Here is a 25823-nt window from a genome sequence, read left to right on the forward strand (position 1 = left end):
ACGCTATTTGTGAGTGTAAACAAACCTCCCTGATACTGCTCGTCACCGACACCGCCGGCCTGGGCGGCCGGCGCGTCCGCGCTGAACCCATCATTTCCCTCTCTAATAAAACAACAAGAGGTTAAGAGTGAGCGCAACCCTTCTATCCTGCCGGCGCCAGGCGCCGCTGGCGGCCTTGTGCTGCCTGCTCGCCACTCCGGTGGCGGGCGTTCAATTCGACGTTGGCTCGCTGCAAGGGCGTTTCGACTCGGCGCTGTCATTGAGTACCGCCGTCAGCACTGCCAACCCCGATAAACAACAGTTGCAGGCTGCCAATGGCAATGATGGGCGGCGCAACTACCGGTCGGGCGACATATTTTCGGCGATCTTCAAAGGCACCCATGACCTGGAGCTGCGCGGCGAAAAAGTGGGTGTATTCCTGCGTGGCACCTACTGGTACGACACCGCGCAACGCGACCACAGCCAGCGGGCCGTTGACATCGACGATCGCAACCGCCAGGTGTCGGCGAAAACCGCGGGGACGGAGCTGCTCGATGCGTTCGTCTATGGCCTTTACGACATTGGCGGTGAGCCCGGTTCGCTGCGGGTGGGCAAACAGGTGGTCAACTGGGGGGAAAGCCTGTTCATCCAGGGCGGGCTGAACGTGATCAACCCCTTCAGCCAGGCTGCGCTGCGCCGGCCAGGGTCGGAAGTTAAAGACGCCCTGGCGCCGGTCAACCTGCTGTATGTCACGCAGAACCTCAACCAGGCGCTGTCTTTCGATGCCTTTTACCAGCTGGACTGGGAGCAAACCCGGCTGGAGAACTGCGCAACGTTCTTTTCCGGCAACGACTTCATGCCCGAAGGCTGCCAGGGACTGGATGTCGGCGGGCAGATGGTGACCAATCCAGCCGTGTCGTCGGCCCTGGCCCCGTTTGGTGTGACGCTGACGGAGGAGGGCGTGCGCGTGCCTCGGGGCGCCGACCAGAATGCACGCAACAGTGGCCAATGGGGTTTTTCGCTGCACTGGTACGTTGAGCCACTGGATACCGAGTTCGGCCTGTTCGCAGCCAATTACCACAGCCGTTCGCCTTACCTGGGCACGGTCAGCAGCCGCTATTACGCCAATACGGGCTTTGCCCGTGAACTGTGCGGCAATGTCGGTGTGGCGCCGGCCAATTGCGGGGCCTTTCTGGCTTCCAGCAACGGGCAGACCCTGGCTGGCGCGCTACGCATGGGCACCTCGCAGTACCGGGCGCAATACCCCGAGGACATCCGCCTGTACGGCCTGACCTTCGCCACCACCTTGCGCAACGGTGCCGCCGTGCAGGGTGAACTGAGCTACCGGCCGAACATGCCGGTGCAGCTCAACGGCAACGATGTGTTGCAGTCATTGCTCAATGCCCCGGGCCGCAGCCCGCTCAACGCCGACGGCCTGCGCCCTGCGACAGACAACACCCCCTTCGACGGTTACCGGCGCAAGGAGGTGACCCAGGCCCAGGTGTCGGCCGTGCAGGCGTTCAACCAAGTCATGGGCAGCAACCAGCTACTGCTGATGGGCGAGGTGGGCGCCACCTATGTAGGCGGGCTGGAGGGGCGTTTCGGGCCGCGCTATGGCCGCTCTGGTGCCTATGGCAACGGCGAGCTGGCGGACAACAGCCTGTGCCTGGCGATCTCGAAAAGCCCGGTCGACTGCAACGGCGAGGGCTTTGTCACACCCTTTTCCTGGGGCTACCGCCTGCGCGCGACCTGGAGCTACCCCAACCTGATCCAAGGCCTGGACATTCGCCCAGGCCTGGCCTGGGCCCATGACGTCAAGGGTTACTCGCCGGCGGACAGCTCGGCCTTCAACGAAGGCTCTCGCTCGATCAGCCTGGGCGTGGACGTCAGCCTGGCCAGCCAGTACTGGGCCAGCCTGGCCTATACCGATTACCTCGACGGCGATTACGGTACCCGCGGCGACCGCGATTATGTGGCGTTCAGCGTGGGCGCCAACTTCTAAGGCAACCAAGGAGCAAGACCATGTCCAAGCGCAGCATGCACCCTTCATCCGCCAACCTGACTGGTATCGCCCTCGTGCTGGCCGGTGCCTTGGCCCCAACCCTGGCGGTCGGTGCACCGACCGGGCAGGGTGTGATGCAGGGGTTCCCACCGGCGCCGGAGTTGCGGGTCACCCCGGCCAATGCCTTTCAACCACCGTACTTGCGCTGGTCGATGCGCCATGCCCGTGAGGTATCGCCTACCCGTGGCATCGGTCGGGCAGCCACACCGCTGAGCTTGACCGAAGGCCGCGCGGCGGCGCTCGACCAACTGGCTTTCAGCGCCGGTGATCAGCCTTTGACCTTGGCCGGCTACCTGGAGCAAACCAGCACTGACGGGCTGATCGTGCTGCACCAGGGCAAGGTGGTGTACGAGCGTTATCTGGACGGCTTCCAACCTCGCCAGCCCCATATCTGGGCGTCGATGACCAAGTCGGTCACCGGCCTGATCGCGGCCCAGCTGATTGCCGAAGGTGCGCTGGACCCGCAGCGTACGCTGGCGCATTACGTGCCGGAACTGCGCGGAACGCCGTTTGGCGAGGCGACGGTGCAGGCCAACCTGGACATGCAGGTGGCGGTGCAGTACCCCGCGCAGATGCCGCCGGACCTCGGCCTGTTTGCCGCTACTGGCCTGATACCTCGGGGCGAAGGAATGCCGGGGGATATCTACAGCTTCCTGCGGCAGGTGCAGCAGGCGCCGAACCCCGACCAAGCACCATTCTTCTACCAGAACGGCTCGCCGGAAGCGCTGGCCTGGGCGTTGCGGCGCGTCACCGGGCTGAATTGGGCCCAGTTGGTCGAACAGCGGTTGTGGTCACGCTTCGCCGAGGACGATGCCTATGTGCAGGTCGATCCGCTCGGTACCGAAATGGCCAGTGGCGGCATCAGCTGTAATTTGCGCGACACCGCCCGCTTCGCCGAACTGGTGCGCCGCGAACTGGCCCGTGATGCCAAGGGCGACAGCTTCAACCAGGCTGTGCACAGCACGTTCCAGCCTGCGGACCCAGCAGTGTTCGCCAAGGGCAGCCTCGGCCCCGGCCGCCCTGGCTACAGCTACCGCAATTACTGGTACCAGAAAAACGACGGCGACGGTTCGTTCGAGGCCAGCGGGCGCTTCGGGCAGAAAATCTACATAAATCCTCGCCGCGAACTGGTGATCGTCAAGCTCTCAGCCACTGTCGACCAGGCCCGTCGCGCCACGCGTGCCGACGGCGAGGCAAACGCCCCCGCGCGCGTCGTGGACTCGCCGGCTACGTTCAATCGCATGGTGGGTGCGGTGTTGGCGGCACTGCCGGGTTAATGTGCAAAAGCGCAACGAGGGGCGGGTGTGATCATCCGCTTTTGGCCAATCGGTGCCCTCAGCGTATGGCTGCCAGGGGGCGAGAGCAGTCGTTCGCGAGACTCTCGAAAATCTGCATTCGCCTGGCGGGGTGATGCATATCGAAAATTAAACGCCTCACCTTTCGTTTTGCTCTACCGCGCTCTTTCATGTTTTCAAAGCCTATCTATCCTCATATAAATAAATTATCGTGCTGCACGCTTCCATGATGATTGTAGATTGATCGCCTAGATACAAGCGCAATTCCTCATCTGCAGCTAACAGATATTGTTCCGAACATTTCGTTCGAATAGACCCCAGGGGAAAGTGATCGGTCTCTGAGTCGATTGCTTTCAGGACATAGAATGCATCTATCTGCGGAGATCCGAGCGATGCGTGTAAATCGCAAAGCTTCCTGACCCCTTCAAGCATATTTATTTTTCCATCGACTATACTTCTGGCGATAACAATAGCGCTATCTAAAATCATCGACACGCTCTTGCTTGACCTCTCACTGTTTTTCATTTTCCTTCGACCCCTTCACTGCCAATGACATTCGACTACAACGGGTAAGCCTACAAAGCACAAAGGGGAAGATTTAATTACGTCCGGCGGATGTATAAGCAAGGGATGGGAGCTGTCCTCTATGCGTATTTACATTCAAGCCTGAAACACCATCATCACTGAGATGACGGCTGCGGCTATGGTGAGTCAACTGGGCTCAGAGCAGTAGGGTAACGTCACTGATTTCTACATTCATGCAGCGAATAACACCTCCTACTCCATAGATGGACTCAATTTCCACTTCGATTAATGGATTCTCCAATCGGCTGAACTTGATCGAATTAATGACATTCTGGTGATTGAAGTCTTCAAGGGAAAGAAATTGAAGATCCGTGAACAACATTTCGATTAGCACGTTTTTGCAACAGACTATTTCGTAATCTGCGGTGCCGCCCCCGACCTCCTTGTACTGACAAACGTTAACGCAAAGGCGAGCGGAGGTTTTGCCTGCCTGGCCCGGCGCAGCACGAGTGGCTGAAAAAGAAATGACTTCAGCATCATGAAAACTAGGCCAGCAGCCAAGCGCATCAGTCACTTTTTCGGGATTGCAGATATAGGTTGGGCATTCCATGCTTAGCTTTCCTGGCGGAACAGTGACATTCAAGGCCGACCACATTACCACTTGGCATCCGCTAACTTAACCCTGATCAGGACGGTAAATCTGAGGTAACGAGCGTGGGAATGGCAGCTTCGGGTCGATAGCGGCCACTCCCGATCCACAGCAGACCAGGTCTGCGTATACGCAGGCAATATTTGCTCTCTGCGTAGATCAGTTGGCCGCGACATCGCTGAAATGAATGCTCGGAGGAGGAGGGGGCGCCAATGGCCCCCACGCCTGGGAGCCATCGATGCCAGTGCCTTCGCCTCAGAACGCATACACCAACGTGGCTGTGGCACTACGCGGGGTGCCATACCAGCCGCGAGAGCCGATCGCGGTGTAGTACTTCTCGTCGAACACGTTGTTGACGTTCAGCGCTACGCTGGTTTGTGGCGTGAACGCATATTGCGCCATCAGATCGACCACACTGTAGGGGTCTTGGGTGAACGTTTCGTCGTTCGGCCCGGCACCTTTGTAGTACTCGGTACCCTGCCAACGCACACCGCCCCCACTTTCAATTGCGGCACGGACTGCAGGCGATAGCTGGTGAACAGCTTGAAGGTGTCGCGTGGTACTTCAGTCAGCAGGCGGTCGTCATCCGAATCCTTGATCTCGGCATAGGTGTAGCTGGCGGACACTTGCCAATCGGGCAGGATCTCGCCCGCCATTTCCACCTCGAAACCACGGGTCTTGGTGCCGGACTCGGCACGGTAGGCCTGGTTGCCGTCGGGAGCCAGGTTGTCGCCGTCGGCCACTGCGAGGTTGTCCTGGCGCACCTCGAAGACACTGAAGGCGGTGGTCAGGCGTTTGTCCCAGAACTCGCTCTTGATGCCCAGCTCGTAGTTCACACCTTCTTCGGGGTCCAGGTACTTGCCACTGACATCCTTGTTGCTTTGCGGCTTGAAGATGGTGGTGTAGCTGGCGTAGGCCGACCAGTTCTCGTTGAGGTCATAAACCAGGCCGAGGTAAGGCGTGACCACCCCGGTTTCGCTGCGCGAAGTGCGACTGGTGTCGCCGGTCGACAAGGTGGTGGAGGTTTCGTCACGGTGCCAGTCGATCACCCGCGCACCGGTAATCAGTGACAGGTCATCGGCCAGGCTCCAGCGGACCGAAGCCACCAGGCCGTCCTGGGTTTCATCCAGCGCATCTTCCGACGACTTGGTGTGGATGGCGTCCGGAATCGGCAGCGATCCGTCCCAGGTATGGATGTTGTCGATGCTCTGGATGGTCCAGAGCGGATAACCGGGGTTACGGTAGTAGGCTTTGTAGTGACTGGCCCCGAGATAGGCCTGGTGCTCGCGAGAGAACAGCTCGAATGGCCCGGAAGCCGAGAGATCGAACGACGTTTGCCGGGGCTCGCCGGCCCAACGGCCAGTCCAGGTGCTGACACCGCTGCCATCGGGGTTCACGGTGCCGCTGGCGGCTGTGGCGAAGGCGTCGTCATAGCTGCGCCGGCTGTGTTCGGCATTGAATTTCAGCTGCCAACCATTGTCCAGCTGATGTTCCAGCGTGGAGAACACCGTCTTGGTTCTACGCTTGTGGTAGCTCCAGTCCGAGGCCGAGTTGAACGAGCGGGAAGGGCTGAAGTGGCTGCCATCGGAGTTGTACATCGGGAAGCCATGGTTGCCGGCCCCATCGTTGTCCATCTCCTGGTACTCGGCCCCCACGGTCAGCATCGTAGCGTCGGTGACGTCCCATTCCAGCACGCCGTAGGCGACCTGTCTTTCCAGGGACTGGCGGTCGACATGGCTCCCGCTGTCGGTGTTCGACGCCACGAAGCGCCCGCGTACATTGCCGCTTTCGCTCAGCTTCCCGGAGATGTCCAGCTCGGTGCGGTAGTTGTCCCACGAGCCTGCCTTGAGTGTCAGCGTGCGCTTTGTTTCAAGCGTCGGTTTCTTGCGGACCAGGTTGATGGTCGCCCCCGGGTCGCCAGTCCCCGACATCAGCCCCGTGGCCCCGCGTACCACCTCTACCCGGTCGTAGCTGACCATGTCGGCAAGGTCGTCGCGAAACCCGTAGGTATCAGGGCGGTTGACGCCGTCAACCTGGATGCTGCCGACCGAGAAGCCGCGTACATAGATATTGTTGGCGTCGCTACCGGCCGGCCCCATGCTGTCCACGACAACCCCAGGCGTCTGTTCCAGCACCTGGGCAACGTCGGTCAGGTTCTGGTCCTCGATCTGCTGGCGGGTGACTACGCTGATCGATTGCGGTGTTTCGCGTGCAGAAAGGCGTAGCCCGGTCGCGGTGTTGGCCGAGCCCGTGGTGTAGCTGCCGGTGCCTTCGGTCGTACTGCCCAGGCCCGCGGCACTGACGCTGGTGGCCCCCAGTTCGAGGGCACCGCTGGTGTCCGCCTTGCTCAGCACGTAGCGTTTTTCCCCAGCCTGCTGCACCCGCAGCCCAGTGCCCTGCAGCAATGTAGCGAACCCTTGCTCCAGCTCGAAACTACCGTGCAGGCCGGATGACTGCAGCCCGGCCGTTTCGTCATTGCTGAAGCTGATGGTCACGCCGCTGGCAGCGGCGAACTGGCTGATCGCAGAGGCCAGGCTGCCTGCCGGGATAGCGTAGCGCTGCGGGGCAGCCCAGGCAGTCGAGGTCGCCAGCGAGGCACTGCAAAGGCTCAGCGCGAGAGCGGCCTTGCGAAAACTCCAGGCTAGCGAGGTACGGCTTGCGGACATGAAATGTGGCTCCTGTTCAGATGGGTTTGAGCGCGTGGAACGCGCGCGTCCTCAAGAGCCGAATCAGCGGGGAAAATCTGCTACCCCTGAATGAGAAATATTTTCAGTGACTCGAGTAGGGAGGTCTGCGCTGGCTATGAATGGAGCCCGAGTGGCTCCAACCGCACCCAAAGGCGCGTCATGCGCCGGGCGCGGATCGGCAAGGCGTCTTCCAGGCTGAGCAGGGCGACGTCGGTGTCGTCGAGATTGAATGCACCGGACAGGCGCAGCCCGGCGACTTGCGGGGAACACCCAAGATAACCGGGGCGGTAGCGCGCCAGCTCGTGGATCACATCGCCCAGACGCCAATCGACGCTGACCAGCATGCCTTGAACCCAGGCCAGAGCATCGGGGGGCAGGGCGCGCAGTGGCCCCACGCTGTCAGCGTTGAAGCTCATGCTGTAGCCGCTATCGATGCGTACCACCTCAGATGATCGATTGGGTCGTACTTCCACGGCATGGGCGGCCACCGCCACCCGGGTCGAGGCTGCATCCTGGCGCACGCTGAAACGGGTACCGAGGGCAAGGATGTCGCCGGCAACGGTGCGTACGCTGAGCGGGCGGGGATCCTTGGCAGTTTCCACCAGGATTTCGCCCTGGTGCAGATGAATCAGGCGCCTGCCTGAGTCGAAGGTCACATCCACGCGGCTGTCGGTATTGAGGTCCAGGCGTGTGCCATCGGCCAAGGTGAATTGTCGTCGCTCGCCGATCCGCGTCGAGTAATCGGAACGCCACGGCGAAACCCGATAGCCCTGCCAACCGACCACCCCGACACCGAGCAACAGCGTCAATGCCTTCACGGCGTTGCGTCGGTCCCGCCGTGCAATCGCCAGCGTTCGGGCAGCACCGCTGGGGGCGTTGCCCAGCTGGCACTGCAGCTGCTCCAGGCGCGCCCAGGCCTCGGCGTGGCGACGGTCAGCGGCAACCCAGGCTTGCCAGGCTGAGCGCGTGGAATCTTCGACATTGCTGTCATGCAAGCGCACGTACCAGTCCACCGCGTCAGCGAGAATCGCTTTCATGCGTCCTCGATCAGCAAGCAATGCATCAGTGCACGCGCGAGGTGCTTGCGAACGGTGCTTACCGACACACCGAGTCGTTCGGCGGCCTTCTCGTAGCTCAACCCATCCAGTTGTACGGCGAGAAAGATCGCACGAGTACGCGGACCGAGGCCATCGAGCATTCGGTCAATGGTCATCAGCGTATCGATGATTGCGGCGCGGACTTCGGCAGACGGCGCATGGTGCTCCGGCTGCAGTGCCAGGGCTTCGAGATAGGCGTTTTCAAGGCTTCGGCGGCGATACAGGTCGATGACCAGGCCACGGGCGATGGTCGCCAGGTAATGACGCGGCTCGTTGAGCGTGTTGGCGGAGCGCGCCAGCATCACCCGGATGAAAGTGTCTTGGGCCAGATCGGCGGCATCGGCGTAATTGCTCAGGCGCTGACGCAACCAGCCGTGCAGCCAGCCGTTGTGCTCGCGGTACAGCGTCTCCAGGCCCCTATGCGCAGCTCCGTCTGAAACAACGGTGGACATTGCGCGCTCTCCCCAAAGTCTTTAGATGCAAATAGGAATTTTTCGCAAGTGTACTTTGCAAAGATGGGATTGGGAATGGTGGCATGTGAAGGTGGGTTCAGTGGATATGAATCGATTGCTCGAAGCGGGGTTGATAGTACTGTAGTTGTCGAGGGGCACGGCCTCTCAAGCCCCTCGACTTGGACGCTCATAAAGTATCGATCTGTGGTGTACTCAGGAAAAACGATGAGCCAGGCTGGGTGTCATCGCTTCGAGGCCAAGGCCCGCGACGTGCCTCACCTGCTCATCGGTATCCTGTGTTGCCAGGCGTAGTGCCTCGATGGCTCGAAGCGCGTCGTCGGGCAGCAAGCCACGGTTGTTCAGTCCACTCGCAGCATGACGACGAATGGCAACGTGGGGTGAAACCAAACCGCGCAAGGCTTCGCTGACATCGGCGGTGGTGGTATCGATCTGTCCGTAGACTTCTTCAAGGGTTTCTTCAACGGCAGCTCTAAGCTCAGGCCGCTGATCAAGCAGACGCTCAACCGCTGCGTAGTTCAACACCGGTGCCTGCACCCCCCGCCAGCGGAAACCGTCGAAGTTAGCGCAAATCCCCGCCACAGCGACGTCGGGCGATTGCTGCATGAGCCAGTCGAAATCCTCGAGGTAACCCAAGGCCTTTGCGCACCAGTTGCGGGTCGGCTGCTCACGGGCCTCAATCGCCTGTTGGCGCAAGGCCTGGATGACGGGTTCATCAGACATGCCGGCGAGCCCGAGAATACGCGCAGCAATGGTAGGCGCTTCATGCCCGTAGAGCTGCTCGATAAGCGCTGCCTGTGCGGGCCGGCCGTTGGCAATCAGCCAGCGCTCTGCGTCTTCCCCCGTAATGCCATCCGAACAATGTAGGCGACCGACGTAGAACGCCACCTGCTCGCCGAGCGGCAACGCAGCGACATCGCGCAGGGTATTTTCAATGGCCATTTCGACAGGAAAATTATCCTCGAACTGCTGGCGGGTCATGCTGCGCTTGGCCAAGGGCATATCGCCCGCAAAGTCATGAAAAATCACCACGAAGCCAGGCGTCACACCAGGATGCTGACTGAAATGGCGACCCAGCGCCCTGGCGGCACGGCTAACGGTGACCAGAAAGCGCTGCTCAGCCGCTTGCCATTGGCGCGGGCCTAGCCGATTGGCGTGGGCTTGCAGTTCATCATCGAGCCGCGTGAACGGCTCACCATCGCAGATTTCCCAATCCCAGCGCCAGTCCGCGGGGTTCCACTTCACCGAACTGAAGCTTTCATCTTCCTCGTCGGGGTAGTCTTCGCTGAGTGCTTGCAGGCTGTTTGCGGCAAAGCTGGGCAGCGACAGGACCGCCTCTTCTTCTCGGTAGCTGGCATGAAAGGCTGCAGCGTACAAAGGGCTGCCACCCTCATCGAGCAGCGTTTGCAATGTCTGTCTGGCGGCGTCGAACAGCGCCTGTTCCAGAGCCTTCCAATTCATCATTCAGGTCCTTGCTGACGAGTGGGTTCAGCCGAGCAGATCGAGCATCCCCTCAAGGGTGCTTTCCAGACCGGCTAATTCAATGGGGGTGCCATCGCCATATTCAGCGATACCCAGCGCACATTCAATGATCACCGTGAGCCCCAGAGGGGCTCGATGTCCGGGGTATTTGCGCAGCTTGAGTTCGACCTTGGTCGGGCTTAGCCAGGTGCTGAGGTCTGCGGACCACAGAAGGTCCTGGAAGGCCAACACCACGTTTGCGTTCTGGGTATCGATGATTTGTGGTGGGAACAGCCAGTGCGAGTTGCCAGCTTCCCACGGGGTCGCCTGGACTTGGTAGCGACCGTCCGGAGACAACGACAGTATTTCGATGTCGCTCATACGTGTGCGTCCTCTAGGGGGAAGGCGTTCGTCGCAATAGGTTGTATTGGGCCATCTGCGACAGAGCATGATCGATAGACGGTTCTGAAGCTATCGGTCAGGCGCTTGACCCTTCACACACTCCCTCAATACTTCCCTCAACCTCCGATCTTAAAGGCACTAGCGCTGCGGCTTATCTCGAGCAGCATCGTCCGTTTGTTGATCACGAGACGCCTGGTGTAGCGTGTCGCATTCTCTGCCAATCGCCTGAGGGGCGAATTGCATGACGTAATATCCACTTGCATCAGGGCTCAGGCTTGTTGGGCGCAGGCGTCGGAGCGATGAGTGGGGTGTCATGCGCCGTTCTGGATTAGCGGCTATCGTAGGAAAGCCGTAAGCGACCCGCCTCCACGCTCAAAAAGGACGTTGGGCGTTCTCCGTTCATCCGGAAGTGAAGACTATGCAGCAGCTACCAGCGGAAGAAACAATCCGAGCGGCCCTGAAGAAGACCCATGCGCGGCTGAACCGTCAACATGAACTCGTTGCCGAGTTTGGGGTGATGTCCTTGAAGGCTACCGCTTTGGATGCATTGCTCACCCACGCATGTGAAGTAGTCGTTGAAGGAATGGAAACTCGCTTTTCCAAGGTGCTCCAGCCAGCGGAGGACCAGGAAGGTTTTGTCTTGTCCCACGGTGTTGGTTGGGATCCCTCAGACATCGGGCGGGCTACTGTCGGTGGCGACGTGGCTAGTCCAGCTGGATATGCCTTGACTACTCAAAGGCCTGTACTCTCGAACCATCTCAGCACGGAGAGCCGCTTCCGGACACCGGAATTGCTGAAGAAATATGGAATCGAGCGTGCAATCAATGTCCCGATCCGGGGCGTGCTGAGCCCGTTTGGTGTGCTTGAAGCCGATAGCAGTGATGGAGATGATTTTGTAGAGAGCGATCTGGTGTTTTTGGAGGGCATCTCGAACGTTATTTCCATGGCTCTTGAACGCATGTCTGCAGGGGTAAATGCTCCTCTTGCCGATCCGTATTCTGAAACCCTTCTGAATGCGAGTCCCGATTGGATTGAGATCCTGACGCCAGGCGGCGAGATCGAGTTCATGAACGAAGCGGGACTCCTTTTCTTGGGTATCCAGCTGGGGGATGTGAAAGGTCAGCATTGGCATGATCTGTGGCCCGAGGAGTCTCGCTCACTCGTTTGGGAGGCTATGGGAAAAGTGAGCGGCGGCGAAACCGCTCGATTCGAGGCGCATCACTCCATCTCTGCAGATGATCCAAAATGGTGGGACGTGACGGTAGCGCCAATCCTCGGAGCGGAAGGTGAGGTCGACCGAATCATTGCGGTATCGCGGGATATTACAGAGCGTCATCAGTATGAGGCTCAATTGCTGTCGCTCATCGAGGCTCAGAACACCAAGCAAAACCGAAGCGACCTCTATCTCGACGAAATCCACCATCGTGTTAAGAACAGTCTTCACCTGGTCAACACTCTGCTGTTGCTGCAGGCAAATCTCACACCTGATACAGCGGTTAAATTGCAGCTAGAAACCGCCGCAGGCCGCGTGGTGACCATCGCCACGGTTCACGAGCGGCTGTATCAGTCTGCTGAAAACCAAGAGCTTCGCGCCCGCGATTACCTGAATGCGCTATTAGGAGATCTGGGCAAAGCCTTGGCCGACCGGAAAATTCTGCTAGAGGCCGACGATTTCGTCTTGCCACCAGAAAGAATGGCGCCTTTGGGATTAGTGATCTCCGAGCTGATCACCAATGCGCTCAAGTACGGGAAGGGCGCCATCGAAGTGTTCGTCAAGCATGCCGGTGACCATGCCCTGCTCACCGTCAAGGATGAGGGCGACGGCTTTCCTGATAATTACCCTAAGCCGACAGGTACGGGGCTTGGCATGCGATTGGTCAAAAGCTATTCCGGCTACGGCAGCGCGGCAGTGGTGGTAGATCGCGAGGAACGTAAAAGCTGTATCCACGTCCGCTTCAAGCTCTAGGTGCACCTAACTAAGCCAATGGCACTTCGCCAAGTGCTTGTGGTCTCGTAATTAGTCGACGTTGAGACCTAGCATTATCATTGAAGGAGTCCGGGATGCGTACCTTGGGATGGCTTATGACGGGTTTGGGCTACGCTGGGATTTCAGGGGTATTGGTTATGGTCGGCGCTGCTGCTCTAGGGGTACATAACCACTCTAACCAGATGCTTGGGGTGGGCCTATCGTTAGCGGCAGTGTCATTGGTAATGGTGTATACGGGGGGGCGGCTACGAGCGAGAGGCAAACCGCTGTTGCCCATTGCGCTGTCTTCTTGAGACCGGTTAGTCCATTTTTCTCCCACTTGGCCAGGATGCCGTACCCCTGGCCAAGCTCATTCCCACTTAACGGTTTTCGCTATCGCGACCGCCGCGGTGGCTGTTTTGCTCGCCTTTACGGCCTGCCTCAAAGGCACGCTCACGGTTGTTGGCAAAATTGCCAGGGTTGTTCTGTCCAGTGCCACCTGGGTGGCCACGATGGGTTGGGTTATCAGCCATGATCTTTAACCTCGTGTCGTCACACAGGAAAGTCTGTGTTCAATTCCGACGTTCTGCACCGTGGTGTTTGCGTCATGGGTTTCTGCTGGGGCGTACTTAAGCTTGGGTCGCGAACCTTTCGAAAGGATCAAGCTTGTATCCCGTAAGCCGACGCGTCAGCCCTCGACGACGTGGTGAAGCTGATCGCACAGGAGTTCCCTTAGCAGGGTAATCGGCCACGGCTTCGGCAGGAATTGCGCACCTTGCGGCAACGCGCGTCCGGCAAATTCGTAATAGCCGCTCATGACAATGATCCGGGTCTGGGGCTTTTGCTGGCTTGCCATCCAGGCAAGATCTATCCCGTTGAGCAGGCCAGGCGTTTGGACATCTGTCAGCAGCAACGTCCAATCTTGCTTGCTCAACGCTTCTCCACCGTCATCGGCAGTTGCCACCGCTGTCACCACAGCTCTCCAATCTTCGAGATAGAGGGTTAACAGCTCTCTGATCATGGGTTCGTCCTCAACGATGAGGACTGTTGGGCGGATGATCTGCGCAACAGGATGCAGCTCTTTCATACAGGTACTCGGTTATGCGGCTGCAGGGAAGGAGTGACATCCAGGTCTGCTTGCTGACTTTCAGCAAGACGTAGCAGTTCGCCATTGCTACGACATCGTCAGTGTTCAAGAAATTCACTCCAAGGTGAGTACCGCCCAGCCCCATCTGCGGGCGGACCCACACCCCGGTGCAAATGCCGCCTTCCTAGTTACTCCTCCGACGGGAACGTACGAATGTCAAACCTGCGATGATTCCAAGCGCCGCTGCACCGATTAGCAGCGGCATTTTATCTTTTGGCCTTCTCCAACCGCCTTCGATACTCCTCCTGCCACTTGGAGGCTCAAAGAGGTTGCCTGATGATGTTTCGGCTATGGGGCTGCGATTTATCCCCCAACGGGTCAGCCATCCTGCCACTAGAGGCAGCCCCGGCAGCAGATAGCTGGCCAACTGCGCGAGGCGAGCCGTAGCACCGACCATGGTGTGAGCCCGAGGCGAGATTGCGCAGGTCACCATGGCCTTTGCCACCCGTTCGGGGTCGTATATGGGGCCCGGTGGTGTCAGTGCGTGTCCCGTGTAGTTGCCGCCGTCTCGGAATCCGGGGGTATCCATGACAGCAGGATAGATATCGCACACATGGATATTGGGAAACTCCGTTAACTCGCCCCGTAGCGCTTCGGTCAGTCCACGCAAGCCGAATTTGCTTGCCGAGTACGCGGCTGCATAGGGTTGGGCTACCCAGCTGCCCAGTGACAGCGTGTTGATCAGCGTGCCGGTACCTTGCGCTTTGAAGAAGGGAAGGGCGACGTAGGCACCTCGCAGGTAACCGATCAGGTCGGTTTGGACGACCTGCTCGTGTGCCTCCAGTGGCGTTTCCTCGAAGTTGCCGACCGCGCCAACGCCGGCGTTGTTGATCCAGATATCGATCCGTCCATGGCCGAATTCTGCTGCCTGCTCGCCCAGCGCTTGAACCTGGTCGTTACGGGTGACGTCCGTCGTTATCGCGATGGCGTCCGTACCGCAATCGGTGCATTCATCCAGGACGTCGAATAACGCTTCCTCATCGCGCGCCGCGAGTACCAAGCGAGCACCCTTGCAAGCGAACGCATGCGCGGCGGCGCGGCCTATGCCGCTGGATGCGCCGGTGATTACGACGACTTTGCCACGCAGCGGCCCCTCGATCGGATCGCCACTGCGGGACGCTTCTCGCTCTGCGCCAGAGGATCTGTGGTCGAGTGGTGCGATGATCTCGTCGGCGTCGACCGGAGAAAGCTCAAGCGCGGCGCCATCGACCAGTGTCAAGGTCAGCCCTTCGACCGTACCTGCCTCTCGGTTTGGAAACACGGGCTCACCTTGGGCATCCAGGCTGTCGTAGATGAAGCGTGTACCTTCGAGCCATCCTACGGCGGTGAGAAGCTCAGGGCCGAGGTAATACTTCCCATCTTGGAAGAAGCCTGGAAACTGATGTGCTCGCTCCACATTGTTAACGCGATAGCGTTCACCTGATTTCATACCTGTCGCTTGATCGATCATCTTGCAAACCTCTGTAGGCGGGGCTCGGAAATGTCCTCTACACGTGATCAGGACCCAGGGTGCCGGGCGCAGCGCCTGGCACAAGGATGACCTTTCGGCAGTTATCCTGCTTCTGATCAAACATCTTGTAGCCCATGGCCGCCTCTTCGAGGGCCAAGCGGTGGGTGACGATCAGTTCCGGTTGCAGGCGGCCTGCTTCGATGTGTTCAAGGAGCTCAGGCAGGTATTTCTGGACATGGGTCTGGCCCATCTTGAAGGTGAGTCCCTTATCGAACGCATCGCCGAACATGAACGCGTGGATGAAACCAGCGTACACACCCGGGACGCTGACAACCCCGCCTCGACGAACGGCCGCTATGCTCTGGCGCAGCGCCTTGCCACTGCTGCCTTCGATCTTCAACGCCGTCATCACCGTTTCGGCAGCGCTGCCTTTGGCCTCGAAACCGACCGCGTCGATCACCGCATCGACGCCGCGCATGCCTGGCGTCTGACGGATGATGCTGTCAGCGGGATCGTCGTCCTTCTCGAAGTTGATGGGAAGGACGCCATAAGCCTCCTGGGCATAAGCCAGGCGGTAGTCGTTGTCATCGACCATGAAAATGGTGTGAGCACCGAGCATCCGCGCACAGGCGGCGCTTAGCAAGCCAACCGGCCCGGCGCCGTAGATTGCCACCGATGAACCCTGGCCAATCTCGGCATTGATCACCGCCTGCCAAGCGGTTGGCAAAATGTCCGAGAGGAACAGCACCTTGTCATCGGCCAGGTTGGTGGGCACTTTGAACGGGCCGACGTTACCTTTGGGCACCCTGACGTAGTCCGCTTGGCCACCTGGGATACCTCCGTACAGGTGACTGTATCCGAACAACGCAGCGCCTGGGGGAATGCCCTTCTTGTTGATGATCGCGCCACGGCCGGTATTGGTGGTCTCGCAGGCAGCGAACAAATCGTGCTGACAGAAAAAGCAGCTACCGCAGGCGATCACGAAGGGAATCACCACGCGGTCACCCACCTGGAGATGGGTGACGGCATTCCCGGTGTCCTCGACGATCCCCATGAATTCATGGCCGAAGATATCACCCGCTTCGGTTTCTGGAATTTTGCCGTGGTAGAGGTGCAAGTCGGAACCGCATATGGCTGTGGCGGTGACCCGGAGGATGATGTCGTCTTCTTGTTCAATGATGGGATCAGGGACGGTATCGACCCTGACGTCGTTTGCTCCGTGGTAGGTCAGTGCTCTCATGAGTTCAGCTCCTGCAGCGTTTATTTCCGTGATTGGTATGCAGGGGAAGCCATGACAGGCGACAAAGTTCAGACCAACAACTCCGACGGTACGTAAATCGCAGCGTTTCAAGATTTCAGGCTGAACATTCCTGATCACGTCAGCATCGAATGAGTTAATAGGCACGCCCTAGCGGCGCGGTTCGTTAACAGCTGTCCGAAAAGACTTTGTGCGCACAGGCGTTTTTCGCGGTGCTGGGGTGCTCCCCGAGGTCGAGTGATATCCAAATAATATTAGAGTCAGAGGAAGACTGGCATGCGCATACGTGGTGATGTTTTCAGGAAATGGGCCGACCCTGCGCTTCATCATCGAAGCCACGATGAAACATTGGACGACGGAACGGTTATTGACGTACAGACGAGATTGTCGCGAACCGGCGCGACCCAGGTTTTTATCGGTATTTATGCGTCCAGTGGAATGCCTCTGCATGAAGAAGCATTTGACGCCAGGCCAGGAGAATCGATGACTCGTGCACTGGCCTGGGGCGTGGGAAGGGCCAGAAGAATCGCCACTGATCCTGGTTGCAAGGTAGCCAATCGTTAGCGCTGGAGACGTTGCCACATCTTTTCATGAAAATAAAAGGCAACGGTGTTACAGGCGGGCTCGATGATCGCAATAAGGCCGCCCGTCAATGCAGATCCCGTGAGCCAGTAGGCGACGGTAAAGGCTATCGAGAAATGCAAGACGCTAAAGCTCAGCGTCTTCCAGAGCGGGCCTTTCCGGCGAGAATGGCAACAGTCCATGGTCGAAAAGTCTTTCATGTCGATAAGAGGCTCAGCGGTAAAGTAATAGCCGTATCAACTCGATACGGCTGGTGAGCATCCCGCAGCCCATCCATTAAGTTCTCAGTCGGCGTCGCCCTGGTGAAGATTCTGTGTGCGGGAGTTATTAGGAGACCCGCCTTTGACAACTGTTCGCCAACGCCGACGAATGGAAGAGTGCGCAAACTATTGGGGTGAATTCATTTGAACTGTCTGGTTGGTTTTTTCTTGAACTTTTTTCAGTTACCCGTCCGTCCTGAATTTTGATGGGGCTTTAGCACGATATTGATAGCTGGTCACTCCCACTCATAGACGGCGCCCCTAAATATCAACGGCCGTTCTATTAGCTGCGAGGAGAAAACCATGTTTATCCATACCAAGCGCTTGCAATATACCGTGCGAGTAGCGCAGCCCAATCCGGGCCTGGCCAATCTGTTACTCGAACAATTCGGTGGTGCTCAAGGCGAACTGGCGGCTGCTAGCCGTTATTTCACCCAAGCATTGGCGGAGGACGATCCAGGGCGTAAAGATCTGCTCATGGATATCGCGACCGAGGAGCTCAGTCATCTGGAGATCGTCGGCTCCATCATCGTCATGCTCAACAAGGGCGCCAAGGGCCGCCTGGCCGAAGGGGTAGAAGAGGAGGGCGAGTTGTACCGGGCAATCAACGGTGCGGGCAACGACTCCCACATCACCAGCATCCTGTACGGTGCCGGCGCCCCGCTTACCAATTCGGCTGGGGTACCTTGGAGCGCTGCCTATGTCGATACCATCGGCGAGCCTACAGCAGATTTCCGTTCGAACATCGCCGCTGAAGCGCGGGCCAAGATCGTCTACGAGCGTCTGATGAACGTCACCGATGACCCAGGCGTGAAAGAGGCGCTGGGCTTTCTCATGACGCGGGAGATCGCCCATCAGCTTTCCTTCGAAAAAGCGCTTCACGCCATTCAGCCTAATTTCCCCCAAGGCAAGCTCCCTGGCATGCCGGAGTTCACCAACAAGTATTTCAACATGTCTGGTGAACCCAATGTGCGTGGCCCGTGGAACGAGGGCAGCGAGTGGGAGTACGTGGAAAATCCATCCGCAGCTGTTGATGGGGGAGATGGCACCGCTTCGGTGACGCTCACTCCTGCCGAGACCGAAACAGTCGAGGCGATGAAGCTTCGGACGATGTCCGATCCAACCACCAACCCGGTCACCGGAGCCGATCTCGGCTCTGGCTTGATCAATGGCAAGGATTGAGCTGGCGGAGGCTTTATGAACACTCTGCGCAAGAAAGCCTCGCCACATCGCCTGGTTGGCGTTGAACACCTCATGAGCCAAGCATTGGCCGAATTTGAAGCGGAATCACGCATGGCCTGCCGGGCTCTACGTTTACGTATGGCCGTTATGAGATTTGGAGTCGGCTCGGTTCTACCCAACGACCTCCCCCGCGATGTGCCGGAAGTCGAGCGCCCAGAAACTTTTCTGAGTCACACCCTGCACTGACTGCACTGACCACTACCGTTAGGAGATAACCCATGGCTGCACGGAAGAGTGTTGAAGACCTGTTTATCCACGAGCTGTCGGACGTGTATAGCGCTGAAAAGCAGATCACCAAGGCGCTGCCTCGGCTGGCTAGGGCTGCCACAAATCCACTGTTGGCCGACGCCTTCACATCCCATCTGGCCGAAACACAGGGTCAGATCGAGCGCATCGATCAACTGGTGGAATCGGCAGGTCTGAAGCTCAAGCGCATGAAATGCGTTGCGATGGAGGGGCTGGTGGAGGAGAGCAGGGAGCTCCTCGACGAAATCGAAAAAGGCGCGGTGCTCGATGCAGCCTTGATCGGTGCCTGCCAGAAGGTGGAACACTACGAGATCGCCAGCTACGGAACGCTGATCGCCATGGCTAAGCACTTGGGTATGAAGGAGGCTGTGTCTTTGCTGGGTGATACCTTGGCCGAGGAAAAAGCGGCGGACGAGAAGCTGTCTGCCATCGCTGAAGAAGGTGGTAACCAGGCGGCCACGCTCGAAAAATGAACCTGCAGGCCCGGGGCGGGATGCCCCGGGCTTGTTCATAATCTATCCTGCACTTGGTTTCACACACCTAGCATGTAAAAGATCAAGCCTACCAATGCGCAGGCAAGCAGCACCTGAATCACCCCTCGCTTGAAGCGAAACAAGGCAATCGCAGCTGCAACCGCGATCACCGCTGAAGGCCAGTCAGGCGCCTCAACGAAGCCCTTCGGCCAGAGTACGTGGTAGCCGAAGAACATGGCGAGGTTCAGGATCACACCCACTACAGCGGCCGTGATCCCCGTCAGCGGCGCGGTGAATTTCATCTCGTTGTGGGTCGACTCCACCAGCGGGCCACCAGCGAGTATGAACAGGAACGACGGCAAGAAAGTGAACCAGGTGACCAGGCTCGCCGCGACGGCTCCGGCAAGGAAAGGGTGTTCGGCACCGAACATCGACTGTACGTAGCCACCCACGAAGCCGACAAAGGCAACCACCATGATCAGCGGGCCTGGTGTGGTTTCCCCCAAGGCGAGGCCATCGATCATCTGGGTTGGCGTCAGCCACCCGTAATGCCCGACGGCGCCTTGGTAGACATAGGGCAGCACAGCGTACGCACCGCCAAAGGTCATCAATGCGGCCTTGGTGAAGAACCAGCCCATCTGGGTCAGTGTTCCATCCCAGCCAAACGAAAGCGTCAGCAACCCCATGGGCAAGATCCAGAGCCCGGCTCCGATCAGCAGCAGGCGTAACAGATGCCACCAACTGAAGCGGGCATGCTGAGGGGGTGGAGTATCGTCGTCGATCAGGGCCGGGCCATAGGTGTTCTTTGCGGCCCCGTGACCGGCCCCGATGACGAATTTGCCTGGGGCGAAGCGACCACCCAGGTAGCCGATGATTGCGGCCCCGAGCACGATCAGCGGAAACGGCACGTTGAAAGCGAAGATGGCGACGAACGAAGCCCCGGCGATGGCCCACAGCCAGCCATTCTTCAGCGCTCGTGAGCCAATCCGATGGGCTGCGTGGACAACGATGGCGGTGACTGCTGGCTTGATGCCATAGAAGATCCCCGCGACTACCGGCACCTCGCCAAAGGCGACGTAGACCCAGGACAAACCGATCAGGATGAACAGCGAAGGCAGTACGAACAAGGCGCCTGCAATCACCCCGCCCCAGCTACGGTGCATGAGCCAACCGATATAGGTAGCGAGCTGCTGGGCCTCGGGGCCTGGCAACAACATGCAGTAGTTCAACGCGTGCAGAAAGCGTTTCTCGCTGATCCAGCGCCGACGCTCGACCAACTCCTGGTGCATGATCGAGATCTGTCCGGCGGGTCCGCCAAAGCTGATGAAGCCCAACTTGAGCCAGAACAGGAAAGCTTCATAGAGGCCGACTGGCTGCTGACCGGCCTGTGATGGCGGCTGTTCGCTCACTGCCGAGGGGGTATCAACCATTTTGGGTTTCCTCACTTGCGAAGGCCGTCAGCAGGCCATCGAAGATGCCCCCGGCGACCGTTGTCAGTTGGTCGTCATCGCCAATGCTCTCTCTCAAGCCTGCGAGGACACGCTCGACACCTGCTGCCTCGGAAGGTTGACTGCCTCCCACATCCAGGTAGTGGATGACGCTTGCCAGGCGTGCCAGGCCCGGCTGTTGAACGGCAAAGCTTTCGACGAGGGTTTCGAAGGAAACTCGCTGGCCAACGTGGCTGAACCTTGCCCCATCGAAATCGAAGCCAAGCGCATCGCTTGGGCAGTCGCTGGGGCTGTCCAGCCAGATGAATTGAGCGTCGGCATCGATGAAGCGACGGATCAGCCAAGCACATGCCAACCTGTCTATCCAGGGGCGCTTACGTGTTGCCCATCGGCGACCTTGATATTCGCTGCGCTCCAGCTGGTCGATGGCCACATCGTGCGAACTCGGTTCGTCGCAGGACAGCACACGGCTGATCGCGGTCTCAAGCTCCTGCAAAACCGAGTCGGCTTGGGTCTTCAGCACGCCAGGAAAGAAGTCGATCGCCGCTAACTGCGCGAAGGCCTTCCTGAGCTTGCGTACCTGCCGAGCAGTCTGCAGCGCATTATCCGTCGATAGATCGGCACGGCAGCCTGTGATTTCCTCCATGAGCTTGGCGTACTCACCACTTCTGTCGAATAGCCCGCTGAAGCGCTCCTCACGTTCAGTTAGCGACAGCAGAAATGCTGTACCGTTGATCGCCAGCACATCTCGCTCCACGTCTTCGAACGTTTCGCGGCTCGCGCTTTTTTCCGGCAGCAGGTACACGCCATCGCGTAGCACGGCCGCACCAGAGGCTTTCAGGGTCCTCCAGGCACGCATACGCTCGGTAGCATTGGCCGTCGGCAGTCCAAGAATCAAAAGCGACCAGGTAGTCATGTAGCTAACTCAACATAAAATGTATCTGTCTCTACATTAAACCAGGCTTGGGAAAAAGCAACGTTTCTTCCTCGACCTCGACAACAGTTACGCAGACTGGTTGGACGATCCAGTACTGACCCGCGAGCCAGATCATGCGGCAGATACGGCTTGGGTCGGCCTCAAACTTGGGACCGCGGGTTTCGGTCCGTTCGACCGCGCACCCAATAATCGGCCGCACGGCCTCGATCAGGTGGTTCAGGTTGAGAACCAGCTTTGAAACTTTGCCATTCACAGTGAGTCGACTCGTACTCGCTTCGCTTATGGTTGTCGCTTTAATATCTATCTGATCATCGCCTCAAGTCGTTGCTGAACATGGAACCGGTATGAGCCTCCAACAGCGTAACAACGTTCACCTTTCGGGCAGCGGCAATGCCACTCTGGTTTTCTCCCACGGCTTTGGTTGCGATCATTCGATGTGGAAATTCTTGCTTCCTCACTTTCAAGAGCGCTTTCGTGTGGTCACCTACGATTTGGTCGGTGCAGGCCAGTCCGATCTCAGGGCTTATGATCGGGAAAAGTACGACTCGCTCTGGGGGTACGCGCAGGACCTCACCGACATCGTCAACGAGCTGGCAGTCGGGCCAGTCATTCATGTCGGCCACTCTGTCAGTGCCATGATCGGCGCCCTTGCGGACCGTCAACAACCCGGCCGCATCGCCGCCCACGTGATGGTGGGACCTTCACCTTGTTACATCGACTCGGGCACTTACGTGGGCGGTTTCAAAGAGCAGGACATCCACTCGCTGCTGGACACCCTGGACAGCAACTACCTTGGCTGGTCTAGCACCATGGCACCCGTGATCATGGGCGCCCCAGAGCAGCCAGCACTCGCTGGGGAGCTGACGAACAGTTTCTGCCGCACAGACCCTCGGATTGCCCAGCACTTTGCCCGCGTCACCTTCCTCTCGGACAACCGTCAGGACATCAAGGGCCTAGAGACCCCGACGCTGATCCTGCAATCGAGCGACGACCTGATTGCGCCGGTTGCCGTCGGCGAGTACCTGCACACCATACTGCCAAATAGCCGACTGTGGCTGATCGACAATTTTGGCCATTGCCCACACATGAGTGCCCCTCGCGCCTGCTCGGCGGCCATGGACGAGTTCCTGGTACCCTGGAGTTGCGCGCATGGCTAGGACGCCGCCCGATGCTGATGCGCTGTTCGAGCACGCCCCTTGCGGGTTGGTGGTCACCACTGAGGATGGCTTCATCCTACGTAGCAACCAGACCTTTTGTGACTGGCTTGGCCACGACCAGGCTGGGCTGCTGGAGCGGCGCTTCCAAGACCTGCTGACTGTCGGCGGGAGGATCTTTCTCCAGACCCACTGGGCGCCACTGATGCGAATGCAGGGGTCGGTCGCGGAGGTCAAGCTTGAGCTGCTGCATCGCGACGGCCATGTCATTACGATGTTGCTCAATGGCGTGCGACGTGAATACGGCAGCGGTCACTGCTACGAGCTGGCCTTGTTCGGCACCGTTGAGCGCGATCGGTATGAGCGCGAGATTCTAGCCGCACGACGACGTGCCGAAGACTTGGTCACACAGAAAACCCACGCTGAGACGGCATTGCAGCAGGCCAAGGCCGAATTGGCCGCCGCTTATAAAAGCGCCGAGCGCCGCGCCGCATTCGCCGAACAGATGGTAGCCATCGCCAGCCACGACCTGAAAAACCCGCTGACTGCGATTCGCATGGCTACCCAACTGTTAGAGCGTAGCGAGCGTCGGGACAGGGAAAGGCGGCTTCTCGGCAGTATCAGCAGCTCCTCAGAGCGCGCACAGCGCATGATCGCGGACCTGCTCGACTTCGCCTCGGTGCAGATTGGCCAGGGGATTGTCATCAACCGCCGCCCCGTTGAACTGCAGAAGCTTGTCGAGCAAAGCGTCAGCGAATTGCAGGTCGCCTTTGGTCATGCCTGTATTCTCCATCTGGCGCGGAGAACAGCGCAGGTGCATGTGGACCCTGACCGGCTGCAGCAAATGATTGGAAACCTGGTGGCAAATAGCGTGGCTTACGGGGAGCTGGCTCAGCCCATCACCGTGATCTGTGACTGGGCAGACGGCGTCGCAACCATTTCCGTGCACAACCACGGCCCGTGCATACCGGACTCGTTGATTCCTGACCTTTTCGAACCGATGACCCGTGCCAGCGACCGTAGCGACACGGTGCGCTCCGTGGGATTGGGGTTGTTCATCGTCCGGGAGATCACAGAGGCCCATGGCGGCGATATCACCGTCACTTCAAATGCTTTAGAGGGCACTAGCTTCACCATTCGCCTGCCTGTGGCTGCTTCAGACTGAGCAAATTCGACGCGCGACCCTGAAAAAACTTCGAGCTGAACAAAGTTCGGGACATTTCCTTTGGCCAAGACCGACGGGGCTAGCAACTCTGAACCAATCCAACCGCAAACGCGTCCACCAGTAAACATGCAAGGGTGACGTGTGATGGCCGCTGACGCTGTGCTCGACGCACTGGAATATCTCAAGATTCACAAATTGCTGCTTACCACCGCAGAATCCTGCACGGCCGGCGCCATGGTCGCCCTGTTGGCAGAGCTACCGGGCACCGGCGAGGTGCTGGAAAGCGGGTATGTGGTGTATTCCCCCCAAGCCAAGCAGCGCCTGCTTGGAGTTAGCCCTCAGACGATCGAACGTTACGGTCTGACCAGCGAAGCCGTCGCATGGGAGATGGCGTTGGGCGCTTTGAAAGACAGTAAGGCCACAGTGGCCGTCGCCACGACAGGGGTTGCCGGGCCTGAACCACAGGGCGGCGTCCCGCCGGGCACGTTGTGTTTCGCCTGGGCCTTCGCCGGTGAGCGACTGGCCGTATTTACCCGCAGCCAGCGCTTTTTTGGCGAACGTGCCGATGTCATGCGCCAAGGCGCACACTACGGCCTGTCGCGCCTGGCGCACTATCATCAACGCTGGTTGCGGGGGGAGACCGCTTAAGGGGCGGGGACATGCTGGACATCTGTCTGTCGCTGGTCAGCCTCAATACGAAACCCTTGGCGCCGCGGGAATGATGTCGCCTTCCGGCCGTAGCAGATACTCCGTCAGGCTTCGGGCGCAAGCGGTAATCCCCTCCACCAACACCATTTCGAAACCATGGGTGTTTTCGGTCGGAATGGCGATACATCCCGCTCGGGCATCGGTACCGGCACTGAGTACCGCACTCGCATCGGATGCAAAATCGACCAGCAATGCCGGTTGCGGCGCGTACCCGGCCCTACGTGTGGCCGCCATCAAGGCCTGAACCACGCTTCGGCTGTAGTAGCCTTTCTGGTCACCGGTATTGATGATTGGGTCTGCCGACAGCCGGGTAGCGTATTCGTCCAGCACTGGCCCAACCTCCACGGCGATTGTCGTGTCGCCTGGTAGCCTGGCTGACGCGTACATCGCGCCGGCATTGGACTCTTCCTCCAACGTCGTCAGGACGAACCATACATCCTGGCGCAACTCGCTGCGCCGCTGTTGTAACAGGTGAGCGCAATGGACCACCGCCGCCAGCGGCGCTCGGTCATCGAGAAAATGCGCAGCGATGCAATCATGCACCTTGAACGGTTTGCGCCAGTGCTGGCTGAGTACCACCCGGGTGCCTGGGCGAACGCCTGCGTGCTCCAGCGCCTGCCTGGATTGGCGGGTAACGACGTAAACGTCCTGCCACTTCACCGCACCTGCAAGCACGTCCCGCCCATTCGCGCTGCGCCCGCTGTTGTGCATCGAACCGTACGACAGCACTCCCGGTAGCACCTGCGCGTCACCCAGGATGTCCACTGGGCACACACCGAAACAGATCGGCTGTGCACCGCCCAGAGCCAAAACTTCTAGCGTACCGTCCTGCCTGACGTTCTTGACGATCATCGCGATCTCATCAAGGTGTGCCATGACCCTTATAGCCGTGTCCGGGTGGGCTGTAGCGCTGCTACGAACCCCCCCGACCAAGTTGCCGGCATTGTCGGTGTACACCTCATCACATACCGCCGCCAATGCCTGCTGTGCAACTGCCCGAACCTCGTCTTCCTGACCCCCGGGGCCGCGTGCGTTGAGCAGGGCCTCCAGTAACGGCAAGATTTCCATCACCATTCCTCGTCGCTTCCGATACGCCCGGTAGACCGCCAGGAGCGGACATGTGTTCAAGCGCCCTTGCAGTGAAAGCGTTCCTCCAGGTG

The 25823-nt window shown here is 59.1% G+C and carries 24 protein-coding genes and 1 pseudogene; 10 read left to right on the plus strand and 15 right to left on the minus strand.

Annotated elements, in window-relative coordinates:
* Nucleotides 1-127: 127 nt before the first annotated feature.
* The gene (locus tag E6B08_RS11265; protein WP_136914061.1) at nucleotides 128-1981 is read left to right on the plus strand and encodes a DUF1302 domain-containing protein; all 1854 of its coding nucleotides are present in this window, start codon (nucleotides 128-130) and stop codon (nucleotides 1979-1981) included.
* 20 nt (nucleotides 1982-2001) lie between these two features.
* Nucleotides 2002-3318 carry a serine hydrolase domain-containing protein gene (locus E6B08_RS11270; RefSeq protein WP_136914062.1) on the plus strand — a complete coding sequence of 439 codons (1317 nt, stop codon included), beginning with the start codon at nucleotides 2002-2004 and terminating at the stop codon, nucleotides 3316-3318.
* Between the two features lie 739 nt (nucleotides 3319-4057).
* On the opposite strand, the gene E6B08_RS11280 is transcribed toward E6B08_RS11270, so the two are convergent.
* The 6 genes and pseudogenes from E6B08_RS11280 to E6B08_RS11305 all read right to left on the minus strand — a co-directional run bounded on the left by E6B08_RS11280 (nucleotide 4058) and on the right by E6B08_RS11305 (nucleotide 10606).
* Nucleotides 4058-4471: an Imm50 family immunity protein gene (locus tag E6B08_RS11280; protein ID WP_192938648.1), complete on the minus strand. Its 414-nt coding sequence runs from the start codon at nucleotides 4469-4471 to the stop codon at nucleotides 4058-4060.
* Nucleotides 4472-4765: 294 nt separating this feature from the next.
* A pseudogene (locus E6B08_RS11285) lies at nucleotides 4766-7176 on the minus strand (TonB-dependent siderophore receptor).
* Between the two features lie 134 nt (nucleotides 7177-7310).
* On the minus strand, nucleotides 7311-8234 hold the full coding sequence (locus tag E6B08_RS11290) for a FecR domain-containing protein (protein ID WP_136914065.1): 924 nt from the start codon (nucleotides 8232-8234) through the stop codon (nucleotides 7311-7313).
* Nucleotides 8231-8746 carry a sigma-70 family RNA polymerase sigma factor gene (locus E6B08_RS11295; protein ID WP_136914066.1) on the minus strand — a complete coding sequence of 172 codons (516 nt, stop codon included), beginning with the start codon at nucleotides 8744-8746 and terminating at the stop codon, nucleotides 8231-8233. The genes E6B08_RS11290 and E6B08_RS11295 overlap by 4 nt, the downstream gene beginning before the upstream one ends.
* A gap of 213 nt (nucleotides 8747-8959) precedes the next feature.
* Nucleotides 8960-10228: a DUF4303 domain-containing protein gene (locus tag E6B08_RS11300; protein WP_136914067.1), complete on the minus strand. Its 1269-nt coding sequence runs from the start codon at nucleotides 10226-10228 to the stop codon at nucleotides 8960-8962.
* Nucleotides 10229-10252: 24 nt separating this feature from the next.
* Nucleotides 10253-10606, minus strand: a complete 354-nt coding sequence (locus E6B08_RS11305; protein ID WP_136914068.1) for a hypothetical protein — start codon at nucleotides 10604-10606, stop codon at nucleotides 10253-10255.
* A gap of 439 nt (nucleotides 10607-11045) precedes the next feature.
* Here E6B08_RS11305 and E6B08_RS11310 point away from each other — a divergent pair, with 439 nt between their 5' ends.
* Nucleotides 11046-12593: a sensor histidine kinase gene (locus E6B08_RS11310; protein ID WP_136914069.1), complete on the plus strand. Its 1548-nt coding sequence runs from the start codon at nucleotides 11046-11048 to the stop codon at nucleotides 12591-12593.
* 380 nt (nucleotides 12594-12973) lie between these two features.
* Here E6B08_RS11310 and E6B08_RS11315 read toward each other — a convergent pair whose 3' ends face one another.
* From E6B08_RS11315 to E6B08_RS11330, 4 genes are all read right to left on the minus strand, one after another.
* Nucleotides 12974-13126: a general stress protein gene (locus E6B08_RS11315; protein WP_136914070.1), complete on the minus strand. Its 153-nt coding sequence runs from the start codon at nucleotides 13124-13126 to the stop codon at nucleotides 12974-12976.
* Between the two features lie 155 nt (nucleotides 13127-13281).
* Entirely contained in the window at nucleotides 13282-13680 is a 399-nt protein-coding gene (locus E6B08_RS11320; RefSeq protein WP_136914071.1) for a response regulator, read from the minus strand.
* Nucleotides 13681-13864: 184 nt separating this feature from the next.
* Entirely contained in the window at nucleotides 13865-15190 is a 1326-nt protein-coding gene (locus E6B08_RS11325) for an SDR family oxidoreductase (RefSeq protein ID WP_136914072.1), read from the minus strand.
* 37 nt (nucleotides 15191-15227) lie between these two features.
* Nucleotides 15228-16430 carry a zinc-dependent alcohol dehydrogenase gene (locus E6B08_RS11330; RefSeq protein WP_136914073.1) on the minus strand — a complete coding sequence of 401 codons (1203 nt, stop codon included), beginning with the start codon at nucleotides 16428-16430 and terminating at the stop codon, nucleotides 15228-15230.
* Nucleotides 16431-16724: 294 nt separating this feature from the next.
* On the opposite strand from E6B08_RS11330, the gene E6B08_RS31130 reads away from it, so the two are divergent.
* Nucleotides 16725-17012 (plus strand): hypothetical protein, encoded by a 288-nt coding sequence (locus E6B08_RS31130; protein WP_136914074.1) that lies wholly within the window; start codon nucleotides 16725-16727, stop codon nucleotides 17010-17012.
* On the opposite strand, the gene E6B08_RS11340 is transcribed toward E6B08_RS31130, so the two are convergent.
* A complete protein-coding gene (locus tag E6B08_RS11340) occupies nucleotides 17009-17230 on the minus strand; it encodes a DUF2061 domain-containing protein (protein WP_136914075.1) in 222 nt (73 codons plus the stop codon). The two genes, E6B08_RS31130 and E6B08_RS11340, sit on opposite strands and share 4 nt — an antisense overlap.
* A gap of 363 nt (nucleotides 17231-17593) precedes the next feature.
* On the opposite strand from E6B08_RS11340, the gene E6B08_RS11345 reads away from it, so the two are divergent.
* From E6B08_RS11345 to E6B08_RS11355, 3 genes are read left to right on the plus strand one after another with little or no spacing between them, the layout of a single operon-like run.
* Nucleotides 17594-18472 (plus strand): manganese catalase family protein, encoded by an 879-nt coding sequence (locus E6B08_RS11345; RefSeq protein ID WP_136914076.1) that lies wholly within the window; start codon nucleotides 17594-17596, stop codon nucleotides 18470-18472.
* Between the two features lie 15 nt (nucleotides 18473-18487).
* Nucleotides 18488-18718 (plus strand): hypothetical protein, encoded by a 231-nt coding sequence (locus E6B08_RS11350; RefSeq protein WP_136914077.1) that lies wholly within the window; start codon nucleotides 18488-18490, stop codon nucleotides 18716-18718.
* Between the two features lie 32 nt (nucleotides 18719-18750).
* Nucleotides 18751-19251, plus strand: coding sequence for a ferritin-like domain-containing protein (locus E6B08_RS11355; RefSeq protein ID WP_136914078.1), 501 nt, complete (start codon nucleotides 18751-18753; stop codon nucleotides 19249-19251).
* A gap of 59 nt (nucleotides 19252-19310) precedes the next feature.
* Here E6B08_RS11355 and chrA read toward each other — a convergent pair whose 3' ends face one another.
* Genes chrA through E6B08_RS11370 form a run of 3 tightly spaced genes read right to left on the minus strand, consistent with a single transcriptional unit; the run spans nucleotide 19311 to nucleotide 21889 of the window.
* On the minus strand, nucleotides 19311-20681 hold the full coding sequence (chrA, locus tag E6B08_RS11360; protein WP_136914079.1) for a chromate efflux transporter: 1371 nt from the start codon (nucleotides 20679-20681) through the stop codon (nucleotides 19311-19313).
* On the minus strand, nucleotides 20674-21615 hold the full coding sequence (locus E6B08_RS11365) for a chromate resistance protein ChrB domain-containing protein (protein ID WP_136914080.1): 942 nt from the start codon (nucleotides 21613-21615) through the stop codon (nucleotides 20674-20676). Before E6B08_RS11365 ends, chrA begins: the two co-directional genes overlap by 8 nt.
* A 31-nt stretch (nucleotides 21616-21646) precedes the next feature.
* On the minus strand, nucleotides 21647-21889 hold the full coding sequence (locus E6B08_RS11370) for a hypothetical protein (protein WP_136914081.1): 243 nt from the start codon (nucleotides 21887-21889) through the stop codon (nucleotides 21647-21649).
* A 91-nt stretch (nucleotides 21890-21980) separates the two neighbouring features.
* Here E6B08_RS11370 and E6B08_RS11375 point away from each other — a divergent pair, with 91 nt between their 5' ends.
* The 3 genes from E6B08_RS11375 (at nucleotide 21981) to E6B08_RS11385 (ending at nucleotide 24603) form a co-directional block, all read left to right on the plus strand.
* A complete protein-coding gene (locus E6B08_RS11375; RefSeq protein WP_136914082.1) occupies nucleotides 21981-22793 on the plus strand; it encodes an alpha/beta fold hydrolase in 813 nt (270 codons plus the stop codon).
* On the plus strand, nucleotides 22786-23955 hold the full coding sequence (locus E6B08_RS11380) for a PAS domain-containing sensor histidine kinase (protein WP_136914083.1): 1170 nt from the start codon (nucleotides 22786-22788) through the stop codon (nucleotides 23953-23955). Before E6B08_RS11375 ends, E6B08_RS11380 begins: the two co-directional genes overlap by 8 nt.
* 144 nt (nucleotides 23956-24099) lie before the next feature.
* Entirely contained in the window at nucleotides 24100-24603 is a 504-nt protein-coding gene (locus E6B08_RS11385) for a CinA family protein (RefSeq protein WP_136914084.1), read from the plus strand.
* 42 nt (nucleotides 24604-24645) lie between these two features.
* Here the strand turns inward: E6B08_RS11385 and E6B08_RS11390 are convergent, their stop codons facing one another.
* Nucleotides 24646-25731, minus strand: coding sequence for a M28 family peptidase (locus E6B08_RS11390; RefSeq protein WP_136914085.1), 1086 nt, complete (start codon nucleotides 25729-25731; stop codon nucleotides 24646-24648).
* Nucleotides 25732-25823: the final 92 nt, after the last annotated feature.

The organism is Pseudomonas putida, assembly GCF_005080685.1.
GTDB classification, from domain to species: Bacteria; Pseudomonadota; Gammaproteobacteria; order Pseudomonadales; family Pseudomonadaceae; genus Aquipseudomonas; species Aquipseudomonas putida_V.